Annotated in this window: 20 protein-coding genes; 7 read left to right on the forward strand and 13 right to left on the reverse strand. The window is 33.6% G+C overall.

The window, feature by feature from the left end:
- The first annotated feature begins 6 nt into the window (after positions 1-6).
- On the forward strand, positions 7-1,893 hold the full coding sequence (locus tag P6733_RS00210) for an Nramp family divalent metal transporter (protein WP_306349560.1): 1,887 nt from the start codon (positions 7-9) through the stop codon (positions 1,891-1,893).
- Between the two features lie 192 nt (positions 1,894-2,085).
- On the opposite strand, the gene P6733_RS00215 is transcribed toward P6733_RS00210, so the two are convergent.
- The 5 genes from P6733_RS00215 to P6733_RS00235 all read right to left on the reverse strand — a co-directional run bounded on the left by P6733_RS00215 (position 2,086) and on the right by P6733_RS00235 (position 5,772).
- Positions 2,086-2,445, reverse strand: coding sequence for a heavy-metal-associated domain-containing protein (locus tag P6733_RS00215; protein ID WP_306349561.1), 360 nt, complete (start codon positions 2,443-2,445; stop codon positions 2,086-2,088).
- Between the two features lie 114 nt (positions 2,446-2,559).
- Positions 2,560-2,682 (reverse strand): FeoB-associated Cys-rich membrane protein, encoded by a 123-nt coding sequence (locus P6733_RS00220; protein ID WP_306349562.1) that lies wholly within the window; start codon positions 2,680-2,682, stop codon positions 2,560-2,562.
- Between the two features lie 7 nt (positions 2,683-2,689).
- Positions 2,690-4,786 carry a ferrous iron transport protein B gene (feoB, locus tag P6733_RS00225; protein WP_306349563.1) on the reverse strand — a complete coding sequence of 699 codons (2,097 nt, stop codon included), beginning with the start codon at positions 4,784-4,786 and terminating at the stop codon, positions 2,690-2,692.
- Between the two features lie 9 nt (positions 4,787-4,795).
- Positions 4,796-5,026: a FeoA family protein gene (locus P6733_RS00230; protein ID WP_306349564.1), complete on the reverse strand. Its 231-nt coding sequence runs from the start codon at positions 5,024-5,026 to the stop codon at positions 4,796-4,798.
- Positions 5,027-5,100: 74 nt separating this feature from the next.
- Positions 5,101-5,772: an SCO family protein gene (locus P6733_RS00235; protein WP_306349565.1), complete on the reverse strand. Its 672-nt coding sequence runs from the start codon at positions 5,770-5,772 to the stop codon at positions 5,101-5,103.
- Between the two features lie 181 nt (positions 5,773-5,953).
- On the opposite strand from P6733_RS00235, the gene P6733_RS00240 reads away from it, so the two are divergent.
- From P6733_RS00240 to P6733_RS00250, 3 genes are all read left to right on the forward strand, one after another.
- Positions 5,954-8,032 carry a M13 family metallopeptidase gene (locus P6733_RS00240; RefSeq protein ID WP_306349566.1) on the forward strand — a complete coding sequence of 693 codons (2,079 nt, stop codon included), beginning with the start codon at positions 5,954-5,956 and terminating at the stop codon, positions 8,030-8,032.
- 198 nt (positions 8,033-8,230) lie between these two features.
- The gene (locus P6733_RS00245; RefSeq protein ID WP_306349567.1) at positions 8,231-10,282 is read left to right on the forward strand and encodes a M13 family metallopeptidase; all 2,052 of its coding nucleotides are present in this window, start codon (positions 8,231-8,233) and stop codon (positions 10,280-10,282) included.
- Positions 10,283-10,473: 191 nt separating this feature from the next.
- Positions 10,474-12,525 carry a M13 family metallopeptidase gene (locus P6733_RS00250; protein ID WP_306349568.1) on the forward strand — a complete coding sequence of 684 codons (2,052 nt, stop codon included), beginning with the start codon at positions 10,474-10,476 and terminating at the stop codon, positions 12,523-12,525.
- A gap of 61 nt (positions 12,526-12,586) precedes the next feature.
- On the opposite strand, the gene P6733_RS00255 is transcribed toward P6733_RS00250, so the two are convergent.
- From P6733_RS00255 to P6733_RS00265, 3 genes are read right to left on the reverse strand one after another with little or no spacing between them, the layout of a single operon-like run.
- Positions 12,587-13,405 carry a Rossmann-fold NAD(P)-binding domain-containing protein gene (locus P6733_RS00255; RefSeq protein WP_306349569.1) on the reverse strand — a complete coding sequence of 273 codons (819 nt, stop codon included), beginning with the start codon at positions 13,403-13,405 and terminating at the stop codon, positions 12,587-12,589.
- A gap of 36 nt (positions 13,406-13,441) precedes the next feature.
- Positions 13,442-13,792, reverse strand: a complete 351-nt coding sequence (locus P6733_RS00260; RefSeq protein ID WP_306349570.1) for a hypothetical protein — start codon at positions 13,790-13,792, stop codon at positions 13,442-13,444.
- Between the two features lie 38 nt (positions 13,793-13,830).
- A complete protein-coding gene (locus tag P6733_RS00265) occupies positions 13,831-15,363 on the reverse strand; it encodes a bifunctional GNAT family N-acetyltransferase/carbon-nitrogen hydrolase family protein (RefSeq protein WP_306349571.1) in 1,533 nt (510 codons plus the stop codon).
- Positions 15,364-15,554: 191 nt separating this feature from the next.
- Between P6733_RS00265 and P6733_RS00270 the strand changes: the two genes are divergently transcribed.
- Entirely contained in the window at positions 15,555-15,887 is a 333-nt protein-coding gene (locus tag P6733_RS00270; RefSeq protein ID WP_306350027.1) for a single-stranded DNA-binding protein, read from the forward strand.
- A 48-nt stretch (positions 15,888-15,935) separates the two neighbouring features.
- Here the strand turns inward: P6733_RS00270 and P6733_RS00275 are convergent, their stop codons facing one another.
- From P6733_RS00275 to metG, 5 genes are all read right to left on the reverse strand, one after another.
- A complete protein-coding gene (locus P6733_RS00275) occupies positions 15,936-17,411 on the reverse strand; it encodes a hypothetical protein (RefSeq protein WP_306349572.1) in 1,476 nt (491 codons plus the stop codon).
- A gap of 88 nt (positions 17,412-17,499) precedes the next feature.
- A complete protein-coding gene (locus tag P6733_RS00280; RefSeq protein WP_306349573.1) occupies positions 17,500-18,990 on the reverse strand; it encodes a hypothetical protein in 1,491 nt (496 codons plus the stop codon).
- Between the two features lie 44 nt (positions 18,991-19,034).
- Positions 19,035-19,661, reverse strand: coding sequence for a chloramphenicol acetyltransferase (locus tag P6733_RS00285; protein ID WP_306349574.1), 627 nt, complete (start codon positions 19,659-19,661; stop codon positions 19,035-19,037).
- Positions 19,661-20,350, reverse strand: a complete 690-nt coding sequence (locus tag P6733_RS00290) for an HAD family hydrolase (protein ID WP_306349575.1) — start codon at positions 20,348-20,350, stop codon at positions 19,661-19,663. The genes P6733_RS00285 and P6733_RS00290 overlap by 1 nt, the downstream gene beginning before the upstream one ends.
- 60 nt (positions 20,351-20,410) lie before the next feature.
- The gene (metG, locus tag P6733_RS00295; protein ID WP_306349576.1) at positions 20,411-22,480 is read right to left on the reverse strand and encodes a methionine--tRNA ligase; all 2,070 of its coding nucleotides are present in this window, start codon (positions 22,478-22,480) and stop codon (positions 20,411-20,413) included.
- A gap of 128 nt (positions 22,481-22,608) precedes the next feature.
- Here metG and P6733_RS00300 point away from each other — a divergent pair, with 128 nt between their 5' ends.
- Positions 22,609-23,610 carry a S66 peptidase family protein gene (locus tag P6733_RS00300; RefSeq protein WP_306349577.1) on the forward strand — a complete coding sequence of 334 codons (1,002 nt, stop codon included), beginning with the start codon at positions 22,609-22,611 and terminating at the stop codon, positions 23,608-23,610.
- Between the two features lie 2 nt (positions 23,611-23,612).
- Positions 23,613-23,972 carry a YraN family protein gene (locus P6733_RS00305; RefSeq protein WP_306349578.1) on the forward strand — a complete coding sequence of 120 codons (360 nt, stop codon included), beginning with the start codon at positions 23,613-23,615 and terminating at the stop codon, positions 23,970-23,972.
- The last annotated feature ends 23 nt before the right edge of the window (positions 23,973-23,995 follow it).

Below are 23,995 nucleotides of genomic sequence, written 5' to 3' on the forward strand. Positions count from 1 at the left end.
AATATAATGTCAAAAGATAACCACAATTCACTGGATGAAGTTCATGAATCTGTTACGATAATTCAGAATACCACCGTTTGGAAAAAAATTGCTGCATTTTTTGGTCCAGCCTATATGATTAGTGTAGGTTATATGGATCCGGGAAACTGGGCAACGGATATTGCAGGAGGAAGTCAGTTTGGTTATCAATTACTTTGGGTATTGCTAATGTCCAATATTATGGCATTATTACTTCAAAGTCTAAGTGCCCGTTTGGGAATCGTTCGTCGAAGAGATTTGGCACAAGCTTCAAGAGAAACCTATTCCAAAGGAACGAATTTTATACTCTATATTTTAGCGGAGATAGCCATTGCAGCCTGCGATTTGGCAGAAGTATTAGGTATGGCAATTGGATTACAATTGTTGTTTGATATTCCATTATTATGGGGTGTGGGAATTACAATGCTAGATACGTTCTTATTACTGTTTTTAATCAATAGAGGAATCCGAAAAATGGAAGCCTTTATTATTGCTTTAATTGCAATAATTGGAATATCGTTTTTAATTGAAATGTTTTTAGCACAACCAGATATCACAGGGATAGTGAGTGGATTAGTTCCTTCAATTCCAAATGAGACAGCTTTATATATTGCGATTGGTATTATCGGAGCGACAGTAATGCCACATAATTTATACCTGCATTCCTCATTGGTGCAAACACGAAAATTTGACCGCACAGCAAAAGGCATAAAACAAGCGATACGCTATAATTTCTTTGACTCTTTCATAGCGCTCAATTTGGCCTTTTTTGTCAATGCAGCGATTCTGATTTTGGCTGCAGCAACGTTTTATAAAAACGGAATGTTTGAAGTAGCAGAAATTCAGGATGCCCATCGATTATTACAACCACTATTAGGAACACATTGGGCTTCGATATTATTTGCATTAGCTTTGATTGCCGCTGGACAAAGCTCAACAATTACAGGGACATTAGCCGGGCAAATTGTAATGGAAGGATACCTTAACCTCAGAATCCAACCATGGGTACGCCGTATCATTACCCGATTAATTGCAATTGTTCCAGCCGTATTAGCAATATTATATTTTGGAGAAGAAGCAACGGGTAAATTGTTGTTGTTGAGTCAAGTAGTTTTGAGTTTGCAATTAGGATTTGCAGTCATTCCATTGATTCATTTTGTGAGTGATAAAAATAAAATGGAAGGATTCGCGATTGGCAAATACACAAAAATTGCCTCATGGACCGTAGCATTAATTATTGTATTACTGAATGCGAAATTAGTATTTGATGAAATTAAAGGATGGATTACAACTTCAGAAAATCCTATTTACATTTGGACAATAGTAGTGCCAATTGCGATAGGAGCATCAGGATTATTGATTTATATTATTCTAAAACCGCTGATTGATAAACGAAAAAGAATCGCCCGCTTAGTACCTCATATCGATGAAATATTAGTGAAAGAATCAGATGAAGTGCTGATTTATAAAAATATTGCACTTGCATTAGATTTCTCAACAACCGATCATAAAAGCATTACGAGTGCTTTACAATTAGGAGGAAAAGAAGCGCAATATACGTTAATACATATTGTGGAAACAGTTGGTGCAATGGTATATGGAAATCAGGTGAGTGATTATGAAACTACCAGCGATGGAGATTATTTAGCACAATACAAAATCCGATTAGAAGAAAAAGGATATAAGGTTGAGGTACGTCTCGAATTTGGTAGCCCAAAACGTGGTATTCCTAAAATAGTCAACGAAGGCAATTATGATATTTTGATTTTAGGAGCACATGGACACCATTGGTTCAAAGATTTAATCTTAGGAACCACAGTAGATGCAGTACGCCATGAAGTGAATATTCCGATATTAATTGTCAAGGAAAAATAATTGAACCAATCTAAATATTTCGTTATTAATAATAGAAGAAATATCCTCTTACTTGAGACCTATTTGAACTTACTTTGGAGATATAAAAAAGATTCAGTCTACCAAAATGTATACATGGTTTTGGATTAATTCTGAACGGTTGAAAAAACAAAAACGGCAAGAATTACCTTGCCGTTTTTTTATGTATTATAGTTATTTTTTGCAGCAATTATCTAAACCTTCGTAAGCTAATAAATCTGCTTTAACATCATCGGCATCATAGCCTAATTTGCTAATGGCTTGTTTTATTGTGGTAAGATCTGTTTTTTTAGAATTAAAAATAACTTCGATTGTCATTGCATTTTCATCCAATGTAATCATTTGAATTCCTTTTTCTTTCAGTAATGTCGTTTGGATTGTTTTTCCACAACTATCACATTCTTTGCAATGCGCACAGTATATTGCCGTTTTGATTGTTGCTTTTTGTACAGTCTTTGCTTTTTGCGCAGAGGCTACCGAAGAAAAAAGTAGTAATGAAAAAGTAATAAGAATATTTTTTAGTAATGTATTCATAAAATATAAGATTGAGGTTTTTCCATCACAATATAAGAAGTTATTGAATTGAAATAAAAAAAGGATAGAAACAAATGTCTATCCTTTTTTATATATTTTAATAAAGAAGTGTAACTAACTACAACCACAGTCTGGTCCACCACAATTTTTAGATTTCTTTTTTTTCCAAAAGAATTTTCGAACCAAAAAAGCGACAGCAATAACCAAGGCAACGAGAACCAATATTTCTTGTATCATAAGGTTATCATTTTAAAAATTGATATGTAATTAAAGCAACGATATAAGCGAATCCACTCATAGCAAATAATTGAATGGCAGGCCATTTCCAACTGTTTGTTTCCTTCTTTGTAACGGCTAATGTACTAGCACATTGCATGGCAAAAGCATAGAATAAAAGTAAGGATAATCCTGAAGCAAGATTGAATAATTTCTCCCCAGTATCTGGATTGATTTCAGAAGCCATTTTGTTTTTAATTGTATCTTCATTATCACCACCAACACTATATATCGTAGCCAGTGTTCCTACAAATACTTCTCGGGCAGCAAATGAACTGATGATCGCAATTCCAATTTTCCAATCATATCCTAGCGGTTTGATTACTGGTTCAATACTTTTCCCCATAATACCGATGTATGAATTCTCTAATTTATAAGAAGCAATTTTATTCTCTAAATCCTCTTCTGAGATCGATTTGTTTTCAGGTTGAGTAGTAACAATCTCTTCCGCATTGTTGAAGTTATTACCGGGGCCATACGAAGCCAAAACCCATAATATAATAGAGATTGATAGAATGATTTTTCCAGCACCCAAAACAAATGCTTTTGTTTTTTCAATTACGTTTAGGGCTACGTTTTTGAATAAAGGCATTTTATAATTTGGCATCTCAATTACAAAGAATGTTTTTCTTTCATTCTTCATCACCTTATTTAAAAGATAAGCAGAGATGATTGCCGATCCAAATCCTACTAAATAAAGTAACATTAAGGTAAGTCCCTGAAGATTAAATATGCCTAAGATTCTTTGATTTGGAATAATTAAAGAGATAATAATGGCATAAACAGGAAGTCGGGCAGAACAAGTTGTAAAAGGAGTAACCAATATCGTAATCAATCGTTCTTTCCAGTTCTCAATATTTCGGGTAGCCATAATTGCTGGAATAGCACAAGCCGTTCCAGAAATTAAAGGCACCACACTCTTTCCACTCAATCCAAATTTGCGCATGATTCGATCCATTAAGAAAACCACACGACTCATATAACCACTTTCCTCTAATATTGATATGAATAAGAATAAAAAAGCAATTTGTGGGATGAAAATAATAATTCCACCAAGACCGGGAATAATACCCTCAGCGATTAAGTTGGTGAATGTACCTGGAGGTAAATGTTCACTTGCATAAGTGCTTAAGGAAGCAAAAGAACTATCGATAAAATCCATTGGGATGCTCGACCAGTCAAAAATAGATTGGAAGATTAATAATAAGATTCCGAAGAAAATTAAATAACCAAAAACTTTATGTGTTAGAATTTTATCCAACTGACTGCGCCATCCTTTAGCATTTGTCAAATCAATAACCTGTCCTTCTTTCAGAACATCATTAATGAATTGGTAACGTTTGATGGTTTCTTTTTGCTGTAATCTTTTTAATTCAGGTTTTGTCTTTGCAAAGGAATGATTGACAATCTCATTGCGATCCAAGTTTGCAAAATTGACATCCTGCGTAATAATCAGCCATAATTTATACAATAACTGATTAGGAAAAGCATGCTGTAAGCTGCTGAAGTATTCTGGATCAATAGAAGAGGCATCCATACAAGCCCTAGTAGGAATTTTTTTGTAATCCACAATTAATTCTTTCAACTCTTGAATCCCGATTCCTTTTCGGGAACTGACCAAAGCGACCTTTGTGAACAAGTATTTTTCTAAATGCGAAATATTTAAAGTAATTCCTTTGTATTCCATACGATCCGCCATATTGATAACCAATATCGTAGGAATTTCAAGGTCTTTAATCTGTGTAAAAAGAAGTAAATTTCGTTTCAGATTTTCAACATCCGTTACTACAATAGCAACATCAGGATAATCCTTATCATTTTTGTTGAGCAATAGTTCAATTACAACATTTTCATCTAGTGAACTAGCATTTAAACTATAAGTCCCTGGTAAATCAATAACTGTGGCCTTACTGTGATCTGGTAATTTACAGATACCCTGTTTTTTTTCAACGGTGATTCCGGGATAATTTCCAACTTTTTGGTTCAGTCCGGTAAGTTGATTGAATACAGAGGTTTTACCCGTATTGGGGTTACCAATTAATGCTATTTTAAGATTCTGATGCATGCGGTACTACTATTTTATTATTTCAACTTCAATTTTACTTGCAGTCTCCATTCGTATAGCCAAATGACTATCGTTAATGTTTAAATATAATGGATCTCCAAAAGGAGCAATCTGAATGAGTTCTACCAAATTACCTGGCAAACAACCCATTTCCAATAATTTTAAAGGAATGTAATCGATGTCAAAAGATTTAATAATAGCCTTTTCGCCTTTTTTGAGTTGTGATATGGTAGTATACAAAGTTTATTTAGATTGAATAAGGTTAAAAATTCAAAACCACGAAGGTAGTGAATTTGTTTGTTTAAAAGAAGAAATTACTCGTTTTGAGATAACCAGTTGATGTCGGCAATGAGTTTTATCATGTCTTCATCCTTAGTTCCGTCATAAAAACCTCTAATGCGTCTTTTAGAATCAACAAGAATAAAGTTCTCTGTATGAACCATATCATAAAGTTCACTAGCATTTTCAGTTTTAACAGCAAGATATGATTTCCGAGCGATCCCGTAGATGTCTTTTTTGTCACCCGTAACTAAATTCCACTTACTATCGATAACCCCTTTTTTCAGAGCATAAGCTTTTAAGACAGGAACACTATCGATATCGGGTGTTACACTATGAGAAAGTAACATCACTTTCGGATTGTTTTTAATTTGTTCTTGTATTTTCACCATATTATCGGTCATAATTGGACAGATGGTTTGGCAAGTTGTAAAGAAAAAATCAGCAACGTATATTTTATTCTCGTAATTTTTTTGTGTAATGGTATCCCCATTTTGATTTACAAAAGCAAAATCGGCGATACGGTGCTTATTCCCACTAACATGTTGCATGGTGCTATCCACTAATTCAGGATTAACATCAGAAGGACTGAAAATAGGTAAAGTTTTTTTCGGCTTTAAAGCTTGATAAAAAAGTGTAATTATGATGGCTGAAAGAACAAACATTACACCGAAAAAGAGGCGGTATTTTTTGAAGAATAACAACATAGTGTGGTTAATTTTGGTGCAAAAATACGAAAAGAAATACTTAAGATTTTGCTAAATTGTCAAAACTAACCGGAATGATGCCCCTCAGATTTGGCAGATTTGTCGATTTTAACAAAAATAAAAACAAGAAACAATTTTTAACTCGGTATTTTTGTCTTAATTAAACAACTAAAATCAAACAATGAAAATGTATTTAAATAAAAATTTTCTATTAGTCAGTGCAATGACAATAGGATTTTCAGGATGCATATCAGCACAGACTCCCGTGAAGTCAACTGATAAAAATTCACACCCTGGAATCAATGTATCCTATATGGATAAATCAGTAAAACCAAGTGATGACTTCTTTCGATTTGTCAATGGAAAATGGTTTGATGAAACTCAAATTCCAAGCGATAGATCACGTTGGGGAAGCTTTGATGAATTGCGTAAAAATACCGATAAAGATGCATTGGCAATTTTACATGAAGCTGTAAACAATAAAAAATACACTTCAAATACAGATCAAGGCAAAGCCGTTAATCTTTACAGAACAATTTTGGATACAGTAGGTCGTAATAAGCAAGGAATTGCTCCATTGAAACCATACTTGATTAAAATTAACGCAGTAAAAAACGTTAAAGATTTAAATGCATTATTGATCGAAATGGAACCAGCTGGAGGAATTGGATTCTTCGGTATCGGCGTAGGTTCAGATGAAAAAGACAGTAATAAAAATGTAGTGTATCTAGGCGCTGGTAGCCTTGGTTTACCAGACCGTGATTATTATGTTTCAGAAGATGCAGATTCAAAAGAAAAAAGAGAAAAATATGTAGCACACATAGCTAGAATGTTACAGTTTTTAGGTGAAAAACCAGCAGAAGCTAAAAAACAAGCGGCTCAAATTTTAGCCTTTGAAACAGCCTTAGCTAAACCAAGATTTGACCGTGTAGAATCAAGAGACTCTAGAAAAACATACAACCCAATGACGATTGCAGAATTGCAAAAGCTAACACCATCTATTGATTGGGCAGCATACGTTAAAGGAGTAGGTTATGGAAAGTTGGATAACATTATTGTGACACAACCAAAATACATGGAAGCACTTCAGGAAATATTCAAAGCAAACAAAGTAGAAGACTGGAAAGCCTATATGCGTTGGACACTATTAAATAGTTCTGCAGGTACATTAAGTACAGAAATTGAAAAAGCAAATTGGGAATTCTATGATAAAACATTAAGAGGAGCAATTAAACAACAACCTAGAGACGAAAGAGCTTTACAGGTGGTGAATGGTACTGTAGGAGAAGCTTTAGGGAAGCTATATGTAGAGAAAAAATTCCCGGCAGAAGCTAAAGCTAAAGCAGAATCGATGATTAAAAATGTATTAACAGCATTTGAAAATCGTATCAACAAATTACAATGGATGGCGAAAGGAACCAAAGAAAAAGCCATTGAAAAAATTCATAAATCAAGAATTAAAATTGGATACCCAGACAAATGGGAAGACTATTCAGCTTTAACCATCAAGAGCCCAGAAGAAAATGGAACTTATTTTGACAACTTAAAAAATGTGGCAAAATGGAGATTCAAAAAAGATATTGAAGATTTAAACAAACCAGTTGATAAAGACAAATGGTTTATGGCACCACAAGTTGTAAATGCATATTACAATCCAGCATACAATGAGATTGTTTTCCCAGCTGCAATCTTACAACCACCATTCTATGATTACAAAGCAGATGAAGCTGTGAATTATGGTGGAATTGGAGCAGTTATCGGACACGAAATTTCTCATGGATTTGATGATTCAGGTGCACGTTACGATGCAAATGGTAATTTAGTGGATTGGTGGTCAGAAAGTGACTTAACACAATTTACAGGTTTAGGAGATGCTTTAGCAAATCAATACAGCGCATTACAACCATTACCTGGAATCCATGTAGATGGTAAATTTACATTAGGAGAGAATATTGGAGATTTAGGTGGAGTAAATGCTGCATTTGACGGATTACAATTGTACTTAAAAGAAAATGGAAATCCAGGATTAATCGACGGATTTACACCAAACCAACGTTTCTTCATCTCTTGGGCGACAATCTGGAGAACAAAGATGCGTGATGAAGCAATTAAAAATCAAGTGAAAACAGATCCACATTCACCAGGAATGTACAGAGCTTATATTCCATTACAAAATGTTGATGCATTCTACGATGCCTTCAATATTAAAAAGGGAGACGGTATGTATGTTGAACCTTCAAAACGAGTGAAAATCTGGTAATCAATACCAAATTGAGCAAAGAATAAACAAACGGAAGTTTGTATAAAGTACTCCCGATAACTTTTAGTAGTTATCGGGAGTTTTGTTTTTATATAATTTGCAAAAAAAGCAATGTTAAAATGAATTTTTTTCAAGAAAAAAAACGATAAACAATTTTTAACTCGGTATTTTTGTGTGTATAATCAACAAAATTATAAGATGAAGATAAATGTAAATAAAGGATTCCTGTTGGCGCTGACCATGACAATAGGAGGTACCGTTTCCATTACAGCGCAATCCCAGCCTGGAATTAATGTGTCTTTTATGGATAAATCTGTAAAACCGAGTGATGACTTTTTTCGTTATGTAAATGGAAAATGGTTTGATGAAACACAAATTCCTGGAGATAGAGCGCGTTGGGGAAGTTTTGATGAACTGCGTAAGAATACTGATAAAGATGTATTGGAAATTCTAGCAGAAGCTACAAAAAACACGAAGTACAGTTCAAAAACAGATCAAGGTAAAGCGGTGAATTTGTATAGAACAATCCTTGATACAATATCTAGAAATAAGCAAGGAATAGCACCATTAAAGCCTTACTTAGCAAAGATTAATGCAGTAAAGAATATCAAGGATTTAAATGCATTATTGACTGAGATGGAACCAATAGGAGGACTTGGGTTCTTCGGTGTCGGTGTTGGAGCAGATGCAAAAGACAGTAATAAAAATGTAGTGTATTTAGGTTTAGGTAGTTTAGGATTACCAGACCGTGATTATTACGTTTCTGAAGATGCAGATTCCAAAGAAAAAAGAGAAAAATATGTTGTTCATGTTGCAAAAATGCTACAATATATTGGTGAAAAACCAGCAGAAGCTAAAAAACAAGCGGCACAAATTTTAGCCTTTGAAACGGCATTAGCACAACCAAGACTGGACCGTGTTGAACGTAGAGATCGTAGAAAAACATACAATCCAATGACAGTTGCTGAATTGCAAAAATTAACACCTGCAATTGATTGGGCTGCTTACATCAAAGGAGTAGGCTTAGGTAAAGTAGATACAATAATCGTATCTCAACCAAAATACATGACTGCACTTCAAGATATCTTTAAAGCGAATAAAGTTGACGATTGGAAAGCCTACATGCGTTGGACATTATTGAACGGATCAACAGGTACATTAAGTACAGATATCGAAACAGCAAGTTGGGAATTTTATGAAAAAACATTAAAAGGATCAACAAAACAACAACCACGTGACGAAAGAGCTTTACAGGTTGTGAATAGAACTATTGGTGAAGCATTAGGTAAATTGTATGTAGAGAAAAAATTCCCTGCAGAAGCCAAAGCCAAAGCAGAAGCGATGATTAAAAATGTATTTACAGCATTTGAAAACCGCATCAACAGACTTCAATGGATGACCAAAGCTACCAAAGAAAAAGCAGTTGAGAAATTACACAAATCAAGAGTTAAAATTGGATATCCTGATAAATGGAAAGATTACTCAGCATTAGTAATTAATAGCCCAGAAGAAAAAGGAACCTATTTTGATAATATGAAGAATATTTCTCAATGGAGATTCAAAGATAATATAGGAGAATTAAACAAACCAGTAGACAAAGAAAAATGGGGTATGGCACCACAAACAGTAAATGCCTATTACAATCCATCATTCAATGAAATCGTTTTCCCAGCAGCTATATTACAACCGCCTTTCTATGATTACAAAGCTGATGAAGCAGTAAATTATGGTGGAATTGGAGCAGTTATTGGACATGAAATTTCTCATGGATTTGATGATTCAGGTTCAAGATATGATGCGAATGGGAACTTAATCAACTGGTGGTCTGAAGATGACTTAACACAATTTACTGGATTAGGTGGAGCATTAGCCGATCAATACAGTGCCTTACAACCCTTACCAGGAATTCATGTAGATGGTAAATTTACATTAGGAGAAAACATTGGAGATTTAGGTGGTGTAAATGCTGCATACGATGGTTTACAATTGTACTTAAAAGAAAAAGGAAATCCAGGTTTAATTGATGGTTATACACCAAACCAACGTTTCTTTATTTCTTGGGCGACAATCTGGAGAACGAAGAGCCGTGATGAAGCAATTAAAAATCAAGTAAAAACAGATCCACATTCACCAGGGATGTACAGAGCTTATGTACCATTACAAAATGTTGATGCATTCTATGAAGCATTTAATATTAAAAAGGGAGATGGAATGTATGTTGATCCTTCAAAACGTGTGAAAATCTGGTAATCAGATAAGATCAAAATAAACAAATTTTAATTGGTTTTAATAAACGCCTATTCGCTGTTAAAAGTGAATAGGCGTTTTTGTTTTTCCAATAGGTTAAAATTGAGGTCCAAGACAATAAAATTTCAATAAAAAAGAACCAAAACAAATTATAACTCGGTATTTTTGTTACCATTAACAAACTAATTATACGAATGAAAATGAATTTAAATAAAAGGTTCCTATTGGCTGTAACCGTAGCCGTTGGATTTTCTGCCACTGTGTCTGCACAGTCGCAACCTGGGATTAATGTTTCGTTCATGGATAAATCAGTAAAGCCAAATAATGACTTTTTTAGATTCGTCAATGGACAATGGCTAGATGCTACACAAATTCCAGCTGATCGTACAGAATGGGGTAGTTTTGAAGAATTACTAAAGAGCACGGATAAAGATGCATTAGCCATTTTGCATGATGCTGTAAAAAGTAAAAAATACAGTGCTACTACCGATCAAGGTAAAGCCGTGAATCTGTATAAAACGATTATGGATACGGTAAGTAGAGATGCGCAAGGAATAGCACCTTTGAAACCGTATTTAGCAAAAATCAATGCAGTAAAAAATGCAACCGATTTAACAGCATTATTAATTGCGACAGAACCAGAAGGAGGAGTAGGTTTCTTTCATGTAGGTGTAGGTGCAGATGAAAAAGACAGTAATAAAAATGTAGTATACCTAGGATTAGGTGATTTGGGTTTACCAGATCGTGATTATTATGTTTCTGAAGATGCAGATTCCAAAGAAAAAAGAGAAAAATATGTACTTCACGTTGCAAAAATGTTGCAATTCTTAGGAGAGAAACCAGCAGATGCAAAAAAACATGCAGTAAGTATTCTTGCTTTTGAAACGACTTTGGCAAAACCAATGTTTGACAGAGTAGAATCAAGAGATTCCAGAAAGACGTATAATCCAATGACGATTGCAGAACTACAAAAATTAGTGCCTGCAATTAATTGGACCAACTATTTTAAATCACTTGGATTCAAAAATTTGAATACCGTTGTTGTTTCTCAACCGAAATACATGACAAAACTACAAGCGATTTTCAAAGCGAACAAAGTTGAAGATTGGAAATCTTATATGCGTTGGACAGTATTGAATGCTGCTTCAGGAGCAATGAGTACAACAATACAAACAGCAAACTGGGAATTTTATGCAAAAGAATTAGGTGGAGCGATTAAACAACGTCCACGTGATGAAAAAGCATTACAAGTTGTGAATACTCATATTGGAGAAGCTTTAGGAAAGTTATATGTAGAGAAAAAATTCCCTGCAGAAGCAAAAGCGAAAGCAGAATCAATGATTAAGTATGTACTAACAGCATATGAAAATCGTATCAATAAGTTAGACTGGATGGCAAAAGAAACGAAAGTTAAAGCCGTTGAGAAATTACATAAAATCAGAATAAAAGTAGGTTACCCTGATAAATGGGAAGATTATTCTGCCTTAGTTATTACAGGTCCTGAGGACAAAGGAAGCTATTTTGAAAATATGCTAAATGTGGCAAAATGGAGCTTCAACAAAGGTCTTAAGGATTTGGAAAAACCAGTGGATAAAGACAGATGGTATATGGCACCACAAGAAGTGAATGCTTATTACAATCCTTCATTCAATGAGATTGTTTTTCCAGCAGCAATATTACAACCACCATTCTATGATTATAAAGCTGATGAAGCGGTAAATTTTGGTGGAATTGGAGCCGTTATTGGACATGAGGTATCTCATGGATTTGATGATTCAGGAGCACGTTATGATGCAAATGGAAATTTAGTAGACTGGTGGTCAGAAAGTGATTTAACACAATTTACAAAATTAGGGAAAGCATTAGCCGATCAATTCAGTGCATTAGAACCGTTACCAGGAATCCATGTAGATGGAGAATTCACTTTAGGAGAGAACATTGGTGATTTAGGTGGAGTTAATGCTGCTTATGATGGGTTACAATTGTATTTGAAAGACAATAAAAATCCGGGGTTAATAGATGGATTTACAGCAAACCAACGTTTCTTTATTTCTTGGGCTACAATCTGGAGAACTAAAACACGTGATGAAGCTATTAAAAGTTCAGTGAAAACAGATCCACATTCACCAGGAATGTATAGAGCTTATGTTCCATTACAAAATGTTGACGCATTCTATGATGCCTTCAATATTAAAAAAGGAGATGGAATGTATATTGAGCCAGAGAAAAGAGTGAAAATCTGGTAATCAGATTAAAACGAATAGTATGAAAAAACGCCCAAAATATTCTTTTGGGCGTTTTTGTATTTTATAAATTGACGGTCTGAAAAGTATAATCCAATGTTTGAATCAATTTTGAAGGATCAATTGTTTTACCAACGGATTCTTTTTCTTCATTAAATTGAGGTAATGGCAAATTGAATTCAATTGCTTTTTTAGTGTAATACTCCTTTCGGGAAGGGTGATATGGAGAAACAGCATTAAAAATATCATTTCCAATTCCTAAAATCATTATTTTTTCAATAACACCAATGCAATCTTTCTCGTCAATTAGATTAACAGGGCTTGTAGGATTTGCAATATCCGTTCTCCCTGCCAAATAATAGATGGGGTGTCGTGTTGGTCCAATTAATCCACCAAAACGAACGATAGTGGCTTTAAAATTCGGATTGTTTAACAATAGCTGCTCTGCTTCCAGCAAAAATTTTGCAGAAGTTGATTCTGGTGATTCTGTATCATTTTCTGTAACCGTTAAATTCTCACTACTATCAGAATAAACAGAAGTTGAACCTACAAAAATTACATGTTCAATAGTTGATTTTTCTATATGGGAAATGAGTGTTTCTATTTTACGACTAATATCTTCTTGTACTCCTGGTTTTGGGGGGAAATTAGAAGGAGGAATGTCAATGATTAAGGTTGTTGATTCTTCTAAAAAAGAAGTGATGTCTCCTTCAATATGATCCACAGCAACAGAAATTTGAAAAGGATTAATTTGTTCTTGTTCTAAAACTGAAATTTTACTTTCGGTTGTAGTTGACCCTTTAATAGAATAACCTTTGGAAATTAAATGTTTTGCCAAAGGAAGTCCAAGTGTTCCACAGCCTAATAAACTAACTTTTTTCATGATATTGTATATAAATCGAGGTTTAATGAGATAAGATTATAAATCTTTTTTTACGAGCATAAAGTAATCATTTTCTAAGGCAAGATAACCCTGATCATATAAAAAATGATAGGTATTGCCAGTTTTTGTATGATAATTACTCGTAATAAATTCGAAATCAAATCCTTTATTTAATAATTTTGATCGTGTTGTTTTCGTTTTTCCTTCCGGATTTAAGGCTACCAAAATGCGGTAATTCTTTCTCAATTTATTATTGATATTACGCATTAGGTTATTACTGTCCTTATTCATTTTATTATTATAGGCATTCCGACAAGCATCACTACAGAACTTTTTATCTTCCCGACCTACAATTTTTTCTTCACATTCTAAACAGAGCTTTCCCATAATTCAAATTTTATCATGTATAGTGGATGAAGTATATCTTACTTTAATTTTTTAATCTGATACAAATCGTGTCGTCTGTCTTTTAAAATTCGGACACTTCCATATTCATGTAGTTCTTTTAGTAAATCCAAATCCAAATCGACGATTAAAGTCATTTCAGTATTGGGCGTAGCTTCAGCTTTAATACCATTAGAAGGAAAAGCAAAGTCGGAAGGCGTATAAACTGCTGCTTGAGCATATTGAATATCCATGTTATTTACTTTTGGTAAATTCCCTACACATCCTGCAATAGCAACGTAACATTCGTTTTCAATAGCACGAGCCTGAGCACAATGTTTTACCCGGGTATAACCATTTTGTGTATCGGTTAAGAAAGGAACAAAAAGAATATCCATACCATCATCAGACATGATTCTTGATAATTCAGGAAACTCTACGTCATAACAAATCATGATTCCAATTTTTCCACAATCGGTGTCAAAGGTTTTAATTTGCGATCCACCTTTCATTCCCCAATGTTGAACTTCATTTGGAGTCACATGAATCTTAGTATACATTTCAGATGTTCCATCTCTTTTACAAAGAAAACCTACATTGTACAAGGAACCATTTTCCATATAAGGCATGCTTCCAGTAATGATATTAATATTGTAGGAAATAGCGAATTCCTGAAATCTTTTTCGAATTGGATCAGAATATTTTGCAATCTCTCGAATAGCATCTGCCTCAGAAAGGTGGTTGTAATCGGCCATTAAAGGGGCGATGAATAATTCAGGAAATAAAGCAAAATCACTACCGTAACCCGATACAGCATCAATAAAGAATTCCGATTGCTCAAATAATGCTTCCAGATTATTCAAGGGACGCATTTGCCATTGGATTAACCCAATTCGGATGATACTTTTCTTTGTGTTAATTAATTTTGGACTCTTATCATAATAAATATTATTCCATTCCAATAATACGGCATATTCTTGCGAACTAACATCCCCTTCAAGATAATTTTTCATCACTTTCATTACGTGAAAATCATTACTCAATTGAAACGATAATACAGGGTCGTATAATTCTTTTGTTTTTACTTTTTCAATGTATGCTTTAGGAGTCAATTCGTCGGAATACTGAGAATACTTTGGAATTCTTCCTGCAAATACAATCGATCTTAAATTCAGTTGCTCGCACAATTCTTTACGCGTATCGTACAAACGTCTTCCCAGACGTAGGCCACGGTATTTTGGATGAATAAAAACATCAATACCATAGAGAACTTCTCCTGATGGATCATGGGTAGAAAAGGAATAATTCCCCGTTATTTTTTCATAGGTGTGATTCGAACTCGCTTTTCGATAATCGACAATTAAAGATAATGCGGAACCTACAACTTTGCCGTCAACTAAAATGACCAATTGACCTTCTGGGAAAACCGATAGTAGTTTTTCAATTTCATGTTCTCTCCAGTATGCCTCGTCTTCATTCAACTCATTATAGGCTTCCATCATGGAATTTTTCAATTCCTTATAATCTTCAATTCTTAAATTACGTAGTTCTACTTTGTTGATTTCTGTCTGCATAAAGCCTTCTTTTTGTTAAAGATAGGAAATTTAATATCCATTTGCAAACGCTTACAAACAACTACAAACGAAATTAATTGTTTTTTAACCGACTAAAATTGAACAATAGATACAACTTTGCAATGTCGATAAAACAGAATACTATCGATAATGAAAATCAAAGTAACAGTACAAATTTAAATTTTGAAGCCATGAATGCATTAAGAAACAAAGTTCAGTTAATTGGAAACGTAGGGAACGATCCAGAAGTAAAAACATTAGATAATGGGAAAATGATTGCACGCTTATCTATTGCAACAAATGAATCGTATATAAACGATCAGGGAATGCGAGTAACCGATACACAGTGGCATAATGTGATTGCTTGGGGGAAACTAGCAGAAATCATTGATAAATTCGTTGTGAAGGGAAAAGAAATAGCAGTAGAAGGGAAGCTAGTTCATCGAAGCTATGATGATAAGAATAATGAGAAACGTTATATTACCGAAATTAATATCAATGAATTGTTGTTGTTAGGAAAGTAATAAATATAAAAAAGCCCAATCTTAAATTGGGCTTTTTTATTTTATAAATTAATCGTTGAATCGTCTAAGGACGTATTTTTTGTCTTTTCTGTGAAAATATCCTAGTACGTAGTAATCTTTGTGTTTAAATACTGTTTCAGCAATAGCACCATTATCATATGATTTATCAAATTTAGTAAAGGTGCTAATACGATCGAAAGCAATTGTCGGTGTTGTTTTACTCGGGATGTGTGCCATTTCTTTATCAAAGACACAATCGATATATATACTTTTTTTGGCAGCATAATTATAGTAACCACTACCACTATAGGTAAAGTTTGTATTGATAGAAAAAGCGAGTAATACGCCAAGTGCACCAAAGTTAGGAAGTACTGTGTCCTCTAAAATTTTTGCACCACCTAATGTGATGAGTAATTGTTCCGAAGGTGTTTCATAAACAGAAACGCCGACGCTTGCAGTAGTTATTTTTCGTAGAAATTGTTTTGTTTTTTTTAATTCTCGGGTAGAACCATCCATCTGAGCTCCTTCTAGGATAATCCCGGAGTTTTTAAAAGTAATTGTATCTTCTCTACCAATATTGAATTCTTTGAGTAATTTTTCGGTAGATAATTCTTTTACTGTAAATGCCATTCGGTCTTCAGAAGCTTTAAATTGATATAAACGATCTTGATAAATTGAAGAGTTCGATTTAGAAGCTAAATTTTTGCCTATTTCAGGTTGAGTGATTATTTTTTCAGTAATAGTTAAAGAAGTCAAATCAATTGTGAAAATTCGTGTAATTTCATAGTGATAATCCAATGTGATAATCAAACGATTATCAAGATTATATAATTTTCTTGTTTTGGTGCTAACAGAAAGAGCATTGGCACTTTGAGTATCTATTTTTTCAAGTGTATAAGGTCCTTCAAAATTATTGATACTTCTTTGGAAAACTTTGTCAAAAGAAATGAGGTTATTATTGATATCAGCAAAATTATAATTCGAAAAATCTAGAATATGTTCATCAAAGGTTCCGTCGTTTTTAAAAGCGTATAATTTTAATTGGTTTTTCCCTCTTAAAATACTGAGCAAGTAAAACTTATTATTTTGAGTAAAACTCTGTAATACTTTTTCCTTTTTTAGGGGAAGCTTTAGAATAGAAGGATTTGTTGTGGAACGGTTATTAAAATCAAATTGAACCGAATAGATATCTGAAAAATTACTAGAAGCCCAAAAAACACGTGTCTTATCAGCCTCATCAATATTATAACCAATTACATCATTATATTTTTTTTCAGGACGATTAATGGACATAGAATCAATTACTTCAAAACGGTCATTATATCGATAAGCTGTTATTTTGTTACGATCTCCAATAAAAAGAGATACATTTTGATTGGCTTCATTTACAATCGGAAAGGTTTCACGATTATCACTATTTCCTTTTAATTGTATGGAATGAGAATTTAATATATCCTGTGCAAAAACTGTTGTACAGAATAGGAATAACAGTAAAGATAAAGAACACTTTTTAATAGTAATCATAAGGTAATTTGTTGAAATAAAATCTTGTATTTATTGAAGTAGATTCAATAAATAAGGTTAAGGGTTAGTATTTAATTAGTTATTTGTATTAATCGTTGAATCGTCTAAGGACGTATTTTTTGTCTTTTTTGTGATAGTAACCTAATACAAAGTAATCCCTGTATTTGAATACCGTTTTTGCAATATCACCTTTGTCGTAAGATTCATCCATATTGGTATAACCACTAATGCGGTCAAAGGCTATTGGACCGATTGGATTAGGAATATGATTCATATTTTGATCGAATAAACAATCAATATAAACATTGCGGTGTGCCTTATAAGTATTGTAGCTATTAAAAGTTGTATAAACAGGAAAACCCGCTGAAGCATAACTATTTCCTCCCATAGCTAATCCTACACCCATACCAACTCCGAAACCAATTCCAGCACCTTGTGAAACAACTTTCTCACCACCCATGGTTATGATTAATTGTTGGTTCGGTGTTTCATAAATAGAAACGCCTACATTAGAAGCGGTTATTTTTCGTAAAAACTGTTTGGTTGTTTTTAATTCTCTTGTTGATGATGATGACATCATAGCGCCACCTTCTTGAATTATAGCAGAGTTTTTGAAATTAATTTCCTCATCTCGACCAATGCTATATTCTTTTATGATTTCTTCCGTCTTTAAATTCTTGATAGAGAAAATCATTTTTTCCTCTGTAACTCTCAATTGGTATAACCGATCTTTATATAAAGATGAATTTGATTTCGAAGATGCGACCTTTTCATCATTGGCAGGTTGCAGATACAGTTTTTCGGAGATTGCAAAAGTAGATAAATCAACAGTATACATACGAGTCGCATCAGGATGATAATCCAATGTAATAATTAGATTATTATCGAGATTGTACATTTTTCGCGCTTTAGTAGTAACAGAAAGCGAGTTAGGACTTTCAGTATCTATTTTCTCTAGGCTGTATTCTCCTTCAAAAGGATATGTTTTTTGGAATACTTTATCAAATGTAATTGGCTTACCGTTGTTATTATCAACATAAGCGAAAGTCGAAAAATCCAATATTTGTTCACGGAAGTTCCCATCCTCTTTGAAAATATATAGTTTCAGTTTGTTTTCACCTCTTAAGATACTCAAGATATAGAATATTTTGTTTTGGGTAAAACTTTGCAAAATAGTTTCTTTTTTGAAGGGAATCTTAAGAGTAGAAGGATTGATTATTGCTTTGTTTGCAAAATCAAATTCAGCAGAATAGATATCATTATAATCCTCTGAAGCCCAATATACACGATCATTACCATTCGTGTTTATGCTATAACCAATGATGGTACTGTATTTTTTTTCTGGACGATCAATTGTAAAGGTACTAGTGATTGTAAAAAGATTATTATATCGATTCGCGATTATCTTATCACGATCTCCAATAAAAAGAGAAATATCTTCTGTAGTTTCGTTAACAATAGGGAAAGCTTCACGATAAGCATTTCGTTTTGCTAATTCTAAATCCTGTGCATTCAATACATTTTGTGCAAATGAACTAGCACAAAGTAAAAGGAACAAAAACAAAGTGTATTTTCTCATAATAGCTTTTTTATAAATTGATAATGACAGTATTTTTTATAAGCCTAGGAATTCATTAGGTTTTGAAACAGTTCTACAAATTGTCCTACATGATAACCATCCATTAATCCATGATGAACATGAATAGAAAGCGGCATTGATTTTATCCCCTTTTCATCAATAGTCATTTTTCCAAAAGATATTTTAGGACAACTATCGGGGAAAGAAAAACTTCTCGCATGAGAAAGTGAGGTGAAATCTACCCATGGAATAGATGAAAAATGAATAAGATTAACCTCATTAAAATCTCTGGTAAAAAGACCAGGAGCATTGCGAACACGTTCAATTTCTTTTAAGCAAATAGTATTGAAAACTAGAATGTCTTCTGCGTATTCCATGAATGAAAACCCAAAGGTTTTGTCCTCTCTCAAAATGGTAGAAGAAACATTGACTTTGTCATGAATGATAATTTCATCACCATGAATACGATAACGAAAAGGCTCAAGAGCATTTACTGTCATCAGTGTTTTATGCAGATAATAAATAAAAAATGAAACACCTAGAGTTTTAGCATCATCATAGGCTTTGGTACAATCAATGGATGCTGTAAGGCCAAAAAAAGGTTCTTCGAATTTTCTGAAAAATTCAAAATGCTCTTTTCGGTTCCAATTAGCAAGGTCTAATTTTTGCATTACTTTAATAAAATAGGGAGAATGTCAGTGAGATTCTCAATGGTTCTGAAATTTTTATGTTCTACTTTGTGATTAACATGTTCATGCGCCCAAGTAGTGTGAAAAGGAATATGAGTAGCATGACCACCAATGTTCAATACAGGTAATACATCTGATTTTAAAGAATTTCCAATCATGAAAAATTCTTCCGGTTTAATATCTAAACGTTTAACCAGTTTTTCATAATCAATTTCCTGTTTGTCAGACATCACTTCAATATGATGGAAATAATGACCTAAACCTGAATTATGTAATTTTTGATGTTGGTCTTTTAAGTCTCCTTTTGTTGCCACAACCAAGCGGTACTTACCTTTTAACGATTCCAATGTTTCCTTTACACCATCCAGTAATACAATCGGTTTGTCTAAAAGTTCTTTGCCATATTGAATAATCTTTTCGATAACTTTAATATCAATAGTATTATTTGAAATCTTTAGCGCTGCTTCAATCATTGAAAGAATATAACCTTTAATTCCGTAACCATATAAAGGCAGATTTTGTATTTCTATTCGGAATAACTCTTGGGATAAACCTTGTTGAGAAAGGTAATCTTTCATTAAATCACAAAACTTCTTTTCAGTTTCCTGAAAGTAAGGTTCGTTGACCCAAAGGGTATCGTCAGCATCAAAAGCAACAATTTTTATATTCATTATTTTGGTCTTATAATTATAACGCTCAAGGCGGAAGCACTTGAGCGTTATAAAATTTTTTTAATTTATGGTTTCCCCATTTCGAACACCGTCGGTGTCAGGATTCAAGAAGACCAATTTGCCTTCAGCATCTTGTGTAATTAAAATCATTCCCTGACTTTCTACCCCTCGTAGTGCTCTTGGAGCAAGATTTGCAAGAACCGTAACTTTTTTGCCAATAATTTCTTCTGGTTTAAAGCTCTCTGCAATTCCGGAAACAATAGTACGTACATCAATTCCAGTATCAACCTTTAGAATAAGTAGCTTATTTGCCTTTGGCATTTTCTCTGCTTCAATAATCGTACCGACACGTAAATCTAATTTTGAAAAATCTTCAAAAGTTGAAGAATCCTTTTGTGGTTCAATTACTCTATTCTCAGCAGTGTTGGCTTTTTTCGTCGCTTCTAGCTTATCAATTTGTTTTTGAATTTCTTCATCTTCAATTTTAGCAAACAATAATTCAGCTTGACCAATTTGATGACCAGCAGCTATAAGATCAGATTGTGTTGAAATACTATTCCAAGCCCCTTTTTGATCTTGAGAAGTAGTATTTAGGATTCCCTTTAATTTTTTAGAAGTAAAAGGTAAAAATGGCTCACTCAATATGCTTAAAGCAGTAGCGATTTGTAAAGCAACATACATTACAGTTTGTACACGCGCTGGATTGTCTTTGATAACTTTCCAAGGCTCTTCATCTGCCAAGTATTTATTCCCTAAACGAGCTACATTCATTAACTCCCCTAGAGCTTCTCTAAAACGGTAACGTTCAATAGAACTTTCAATAACCGCAGGATATGCTTTTAGTTCAGTTAAAGTAGCCTCGTCAACTTCAGATAATTCATTCGGTTGAGGAATTACACCTTCGTAATATTTGTTTGTTAAAACAACCACACGATTAATGAAGTTTCCAAAAATGGCCACTAATTCATTATTATTTCTTGCTTGAAAATCTTTCCAAGTAAAATCATTGTCTTTTGTTTCTGGAGCATTTGAAGTAAGCGCATAACGCAATACGTCTTGTTTCTCTGGGAAATCCAGTAAATATTCATGCAGCCAAACAGCCCAGTTTTTAGATGTAGATAGTTTATTACCTTCTAAATTCAAGAACTCGTTCGCAGGCACATTATCTGGGAAGATATAACTTCCTTCCGCTTTTAACATTGCAGGGAAAATAATACAGTGGAATACAATATTATCTTTTCCAATAAAGTGTACTAATTTAGTATCAGCATCTTTCCAATAAGGAGTCCAGTCTTTTCCTTCACGCTCTGCCCACTCTTTGGTCGCTGAAATGTAACCAATAGGAGCATCAAACCATACGTATAATACTTTTCCTTCAGCACCTTCTACAGGTACAGGAATTCCCCAATCCAAGTCACGAGTTACAGCACGTGGTTTTAAACCATCGTCCAACCACGATTTGACTTGTCCATAAACATTCGGTTTCCAGTCATTTTTATGCCCTTCTATAATCCACTCTCGTAGGAAAGTATCATATTGATCCAACGGTAAAAACCAGTGTTTCGTAGACTTTAAAATAGGAATAGTACCTGTAATAGTCGATTTAGGATTTATTAAATCCGTAGCATTTAATGAAGACCCACATTTTTCACATTGATCACCATAAGCCTCTTCATTTCCACATTTTGGACAAGTACCAGTTACAAATCGATCCGCTAAAAACTGATCTGCTTTTTCATCATATAGTTGTTCAGTAACATCTTCAATGAATTTACCATCCTGATATAATTTTCTGAAAAAGTCAGAAGCCGTATCATGATGAATTTTTGCAGAAGTACGAGAATAATTGTCAAAAGAGATTCCAAAATCTTCAAAAGATTGTTTGATAATCGTATGGTATTTATCAATGATTTCCTGTGGAGTTACTCCTTCTTTCTTTGCTTTCATTGAAATTGCAACACCATGCTCATCACTACCGCACATAAAGGCAACATCTCTGCCTTGCAGTCTTAAGTAACGTGAATAAATATCTGCTGGCACATAAACACCTGCCAAATGTCCAATGTGAATGGGTCCATTTGTATAAGGTAATGCTGCTGTAATCGTATATCTTTTTGGATTTTGTAACATCATATTTCTTTTAATGAATGCAAAAATAAGGAATAGGATTGATTCTATGAGAAAATTTGGTAGTGGTTCATCGGTTTAACCGTTAATTTATTAAATTTGTTAAGATCGTTTTTTAAAAAACAGGGATGATGGATGGATTATACTGCATTTTGAAGTTATTCCATGAATTAAAATTCAGAAGCGTATTCTGTCTTTTTCTCTGTACAATCTCAATAGCACAGGCACAGAATACTATGAAACTACCAGAATACCTAAAAAAAGGAGATACCGTTGCTATTGTAGCAACAGCAAGAAAATATACCCTTGAAAATCTTGAACCATCCATTAATCTTCTAAAAAAATGGGGGTTAGAAGTGGTAGTTGGAAAAACAATCGGATTGGAGAATAATCAATTAGGAGGTACAGATCTTGAACGTGCTGCAGATTTTCAATCTATGGTGGACAATGCAAATATTAAAGCAATATGGTGTGTTCGTGGAGGATATGGAACTGTAAAAATGATTGACTTAGTCGATTTTACAAAGTTTAAGAAAAATCCAAAATGGGTAGTAGGTTTTAGTGACTGCACTGTTTTACACAATCATATTCACAATATGGGTGTGGCTTCTCTTCATGCAATAATGCCAATTAATGTAACTAGTTGTACTCCCGAGGCTTCGGAGAGTTTGCGAGCAGGATTATTTGGTGAAAAACTATACTACGAATACCCAACCAATCCCCTGAATCGTAAAGGTGATGCCAGCGGTGTTCTCGTGGGTGGAAATTTATCCGTTATCTATAGTCTTTTAGGGTCAAAATCAGCAATTGATACCCGTGGAAAAATTCTTTTCATTGAAGACTTAGATGAATATCTATATCATATAGACCGTATGATGATGAATTTAAAACGCAATGGATATTTTGATGGATTAAAAGGATTAATTGTCGGTGGAATGTCTGATATGCATGATAATGAAATTCCATGGGGTAAAAATGCCTTAGAAATTATTAGAGAAATAGCGAATGAATATGATTTCCCTATAAGTTTTGATTTTCCGGCAGGGCATATACACGATAACAAAACATTGATTTTGGGTAAAAAAGTAATTTTAAAAGTCCATGAAAATGGAAGCAGTTTAGAATTTGAATAAATATGGCAGAACACAACGATTTAGGTAAACAAGGAGAAGCCCTAGCTGTAACATATTTGCAGCAATCAGGATATACCATTTTGGAAACCAATTGGGTATTTCAGAAAGCCGAAATCGATATTATTGCCTTAAAAGCCCAAACTCTTGTTGCAGTGGAAGTAAAAACCCGTTCCTCACTAGCTTATGGGAATCCTCAGGATTTCGTAAATCCTAAAAAAATTAAATTATTAGTAAAAGCTATAGACGAATATGTCAATCAAAATGAATTAGATGTACAGGTTCAATTTGATATTATTGCCGTGTTTAAGAAAGATAACGTGTTCAAAACAGAGCACTTAGAAGATGCATTTTACTATTTTTAATCCTGTTATATTCGTAACAATTT

This window comes from Flavobacterium aerium (assembly GCF_030766725.1).
GTDB classification, from domain to species: domain Bacteria; phylum Bacteroidota; class Bacteroidia; order Flavobacteriales; family Flavobacteriaceae; genus Flavobacterium; species Flavobacterium aerium.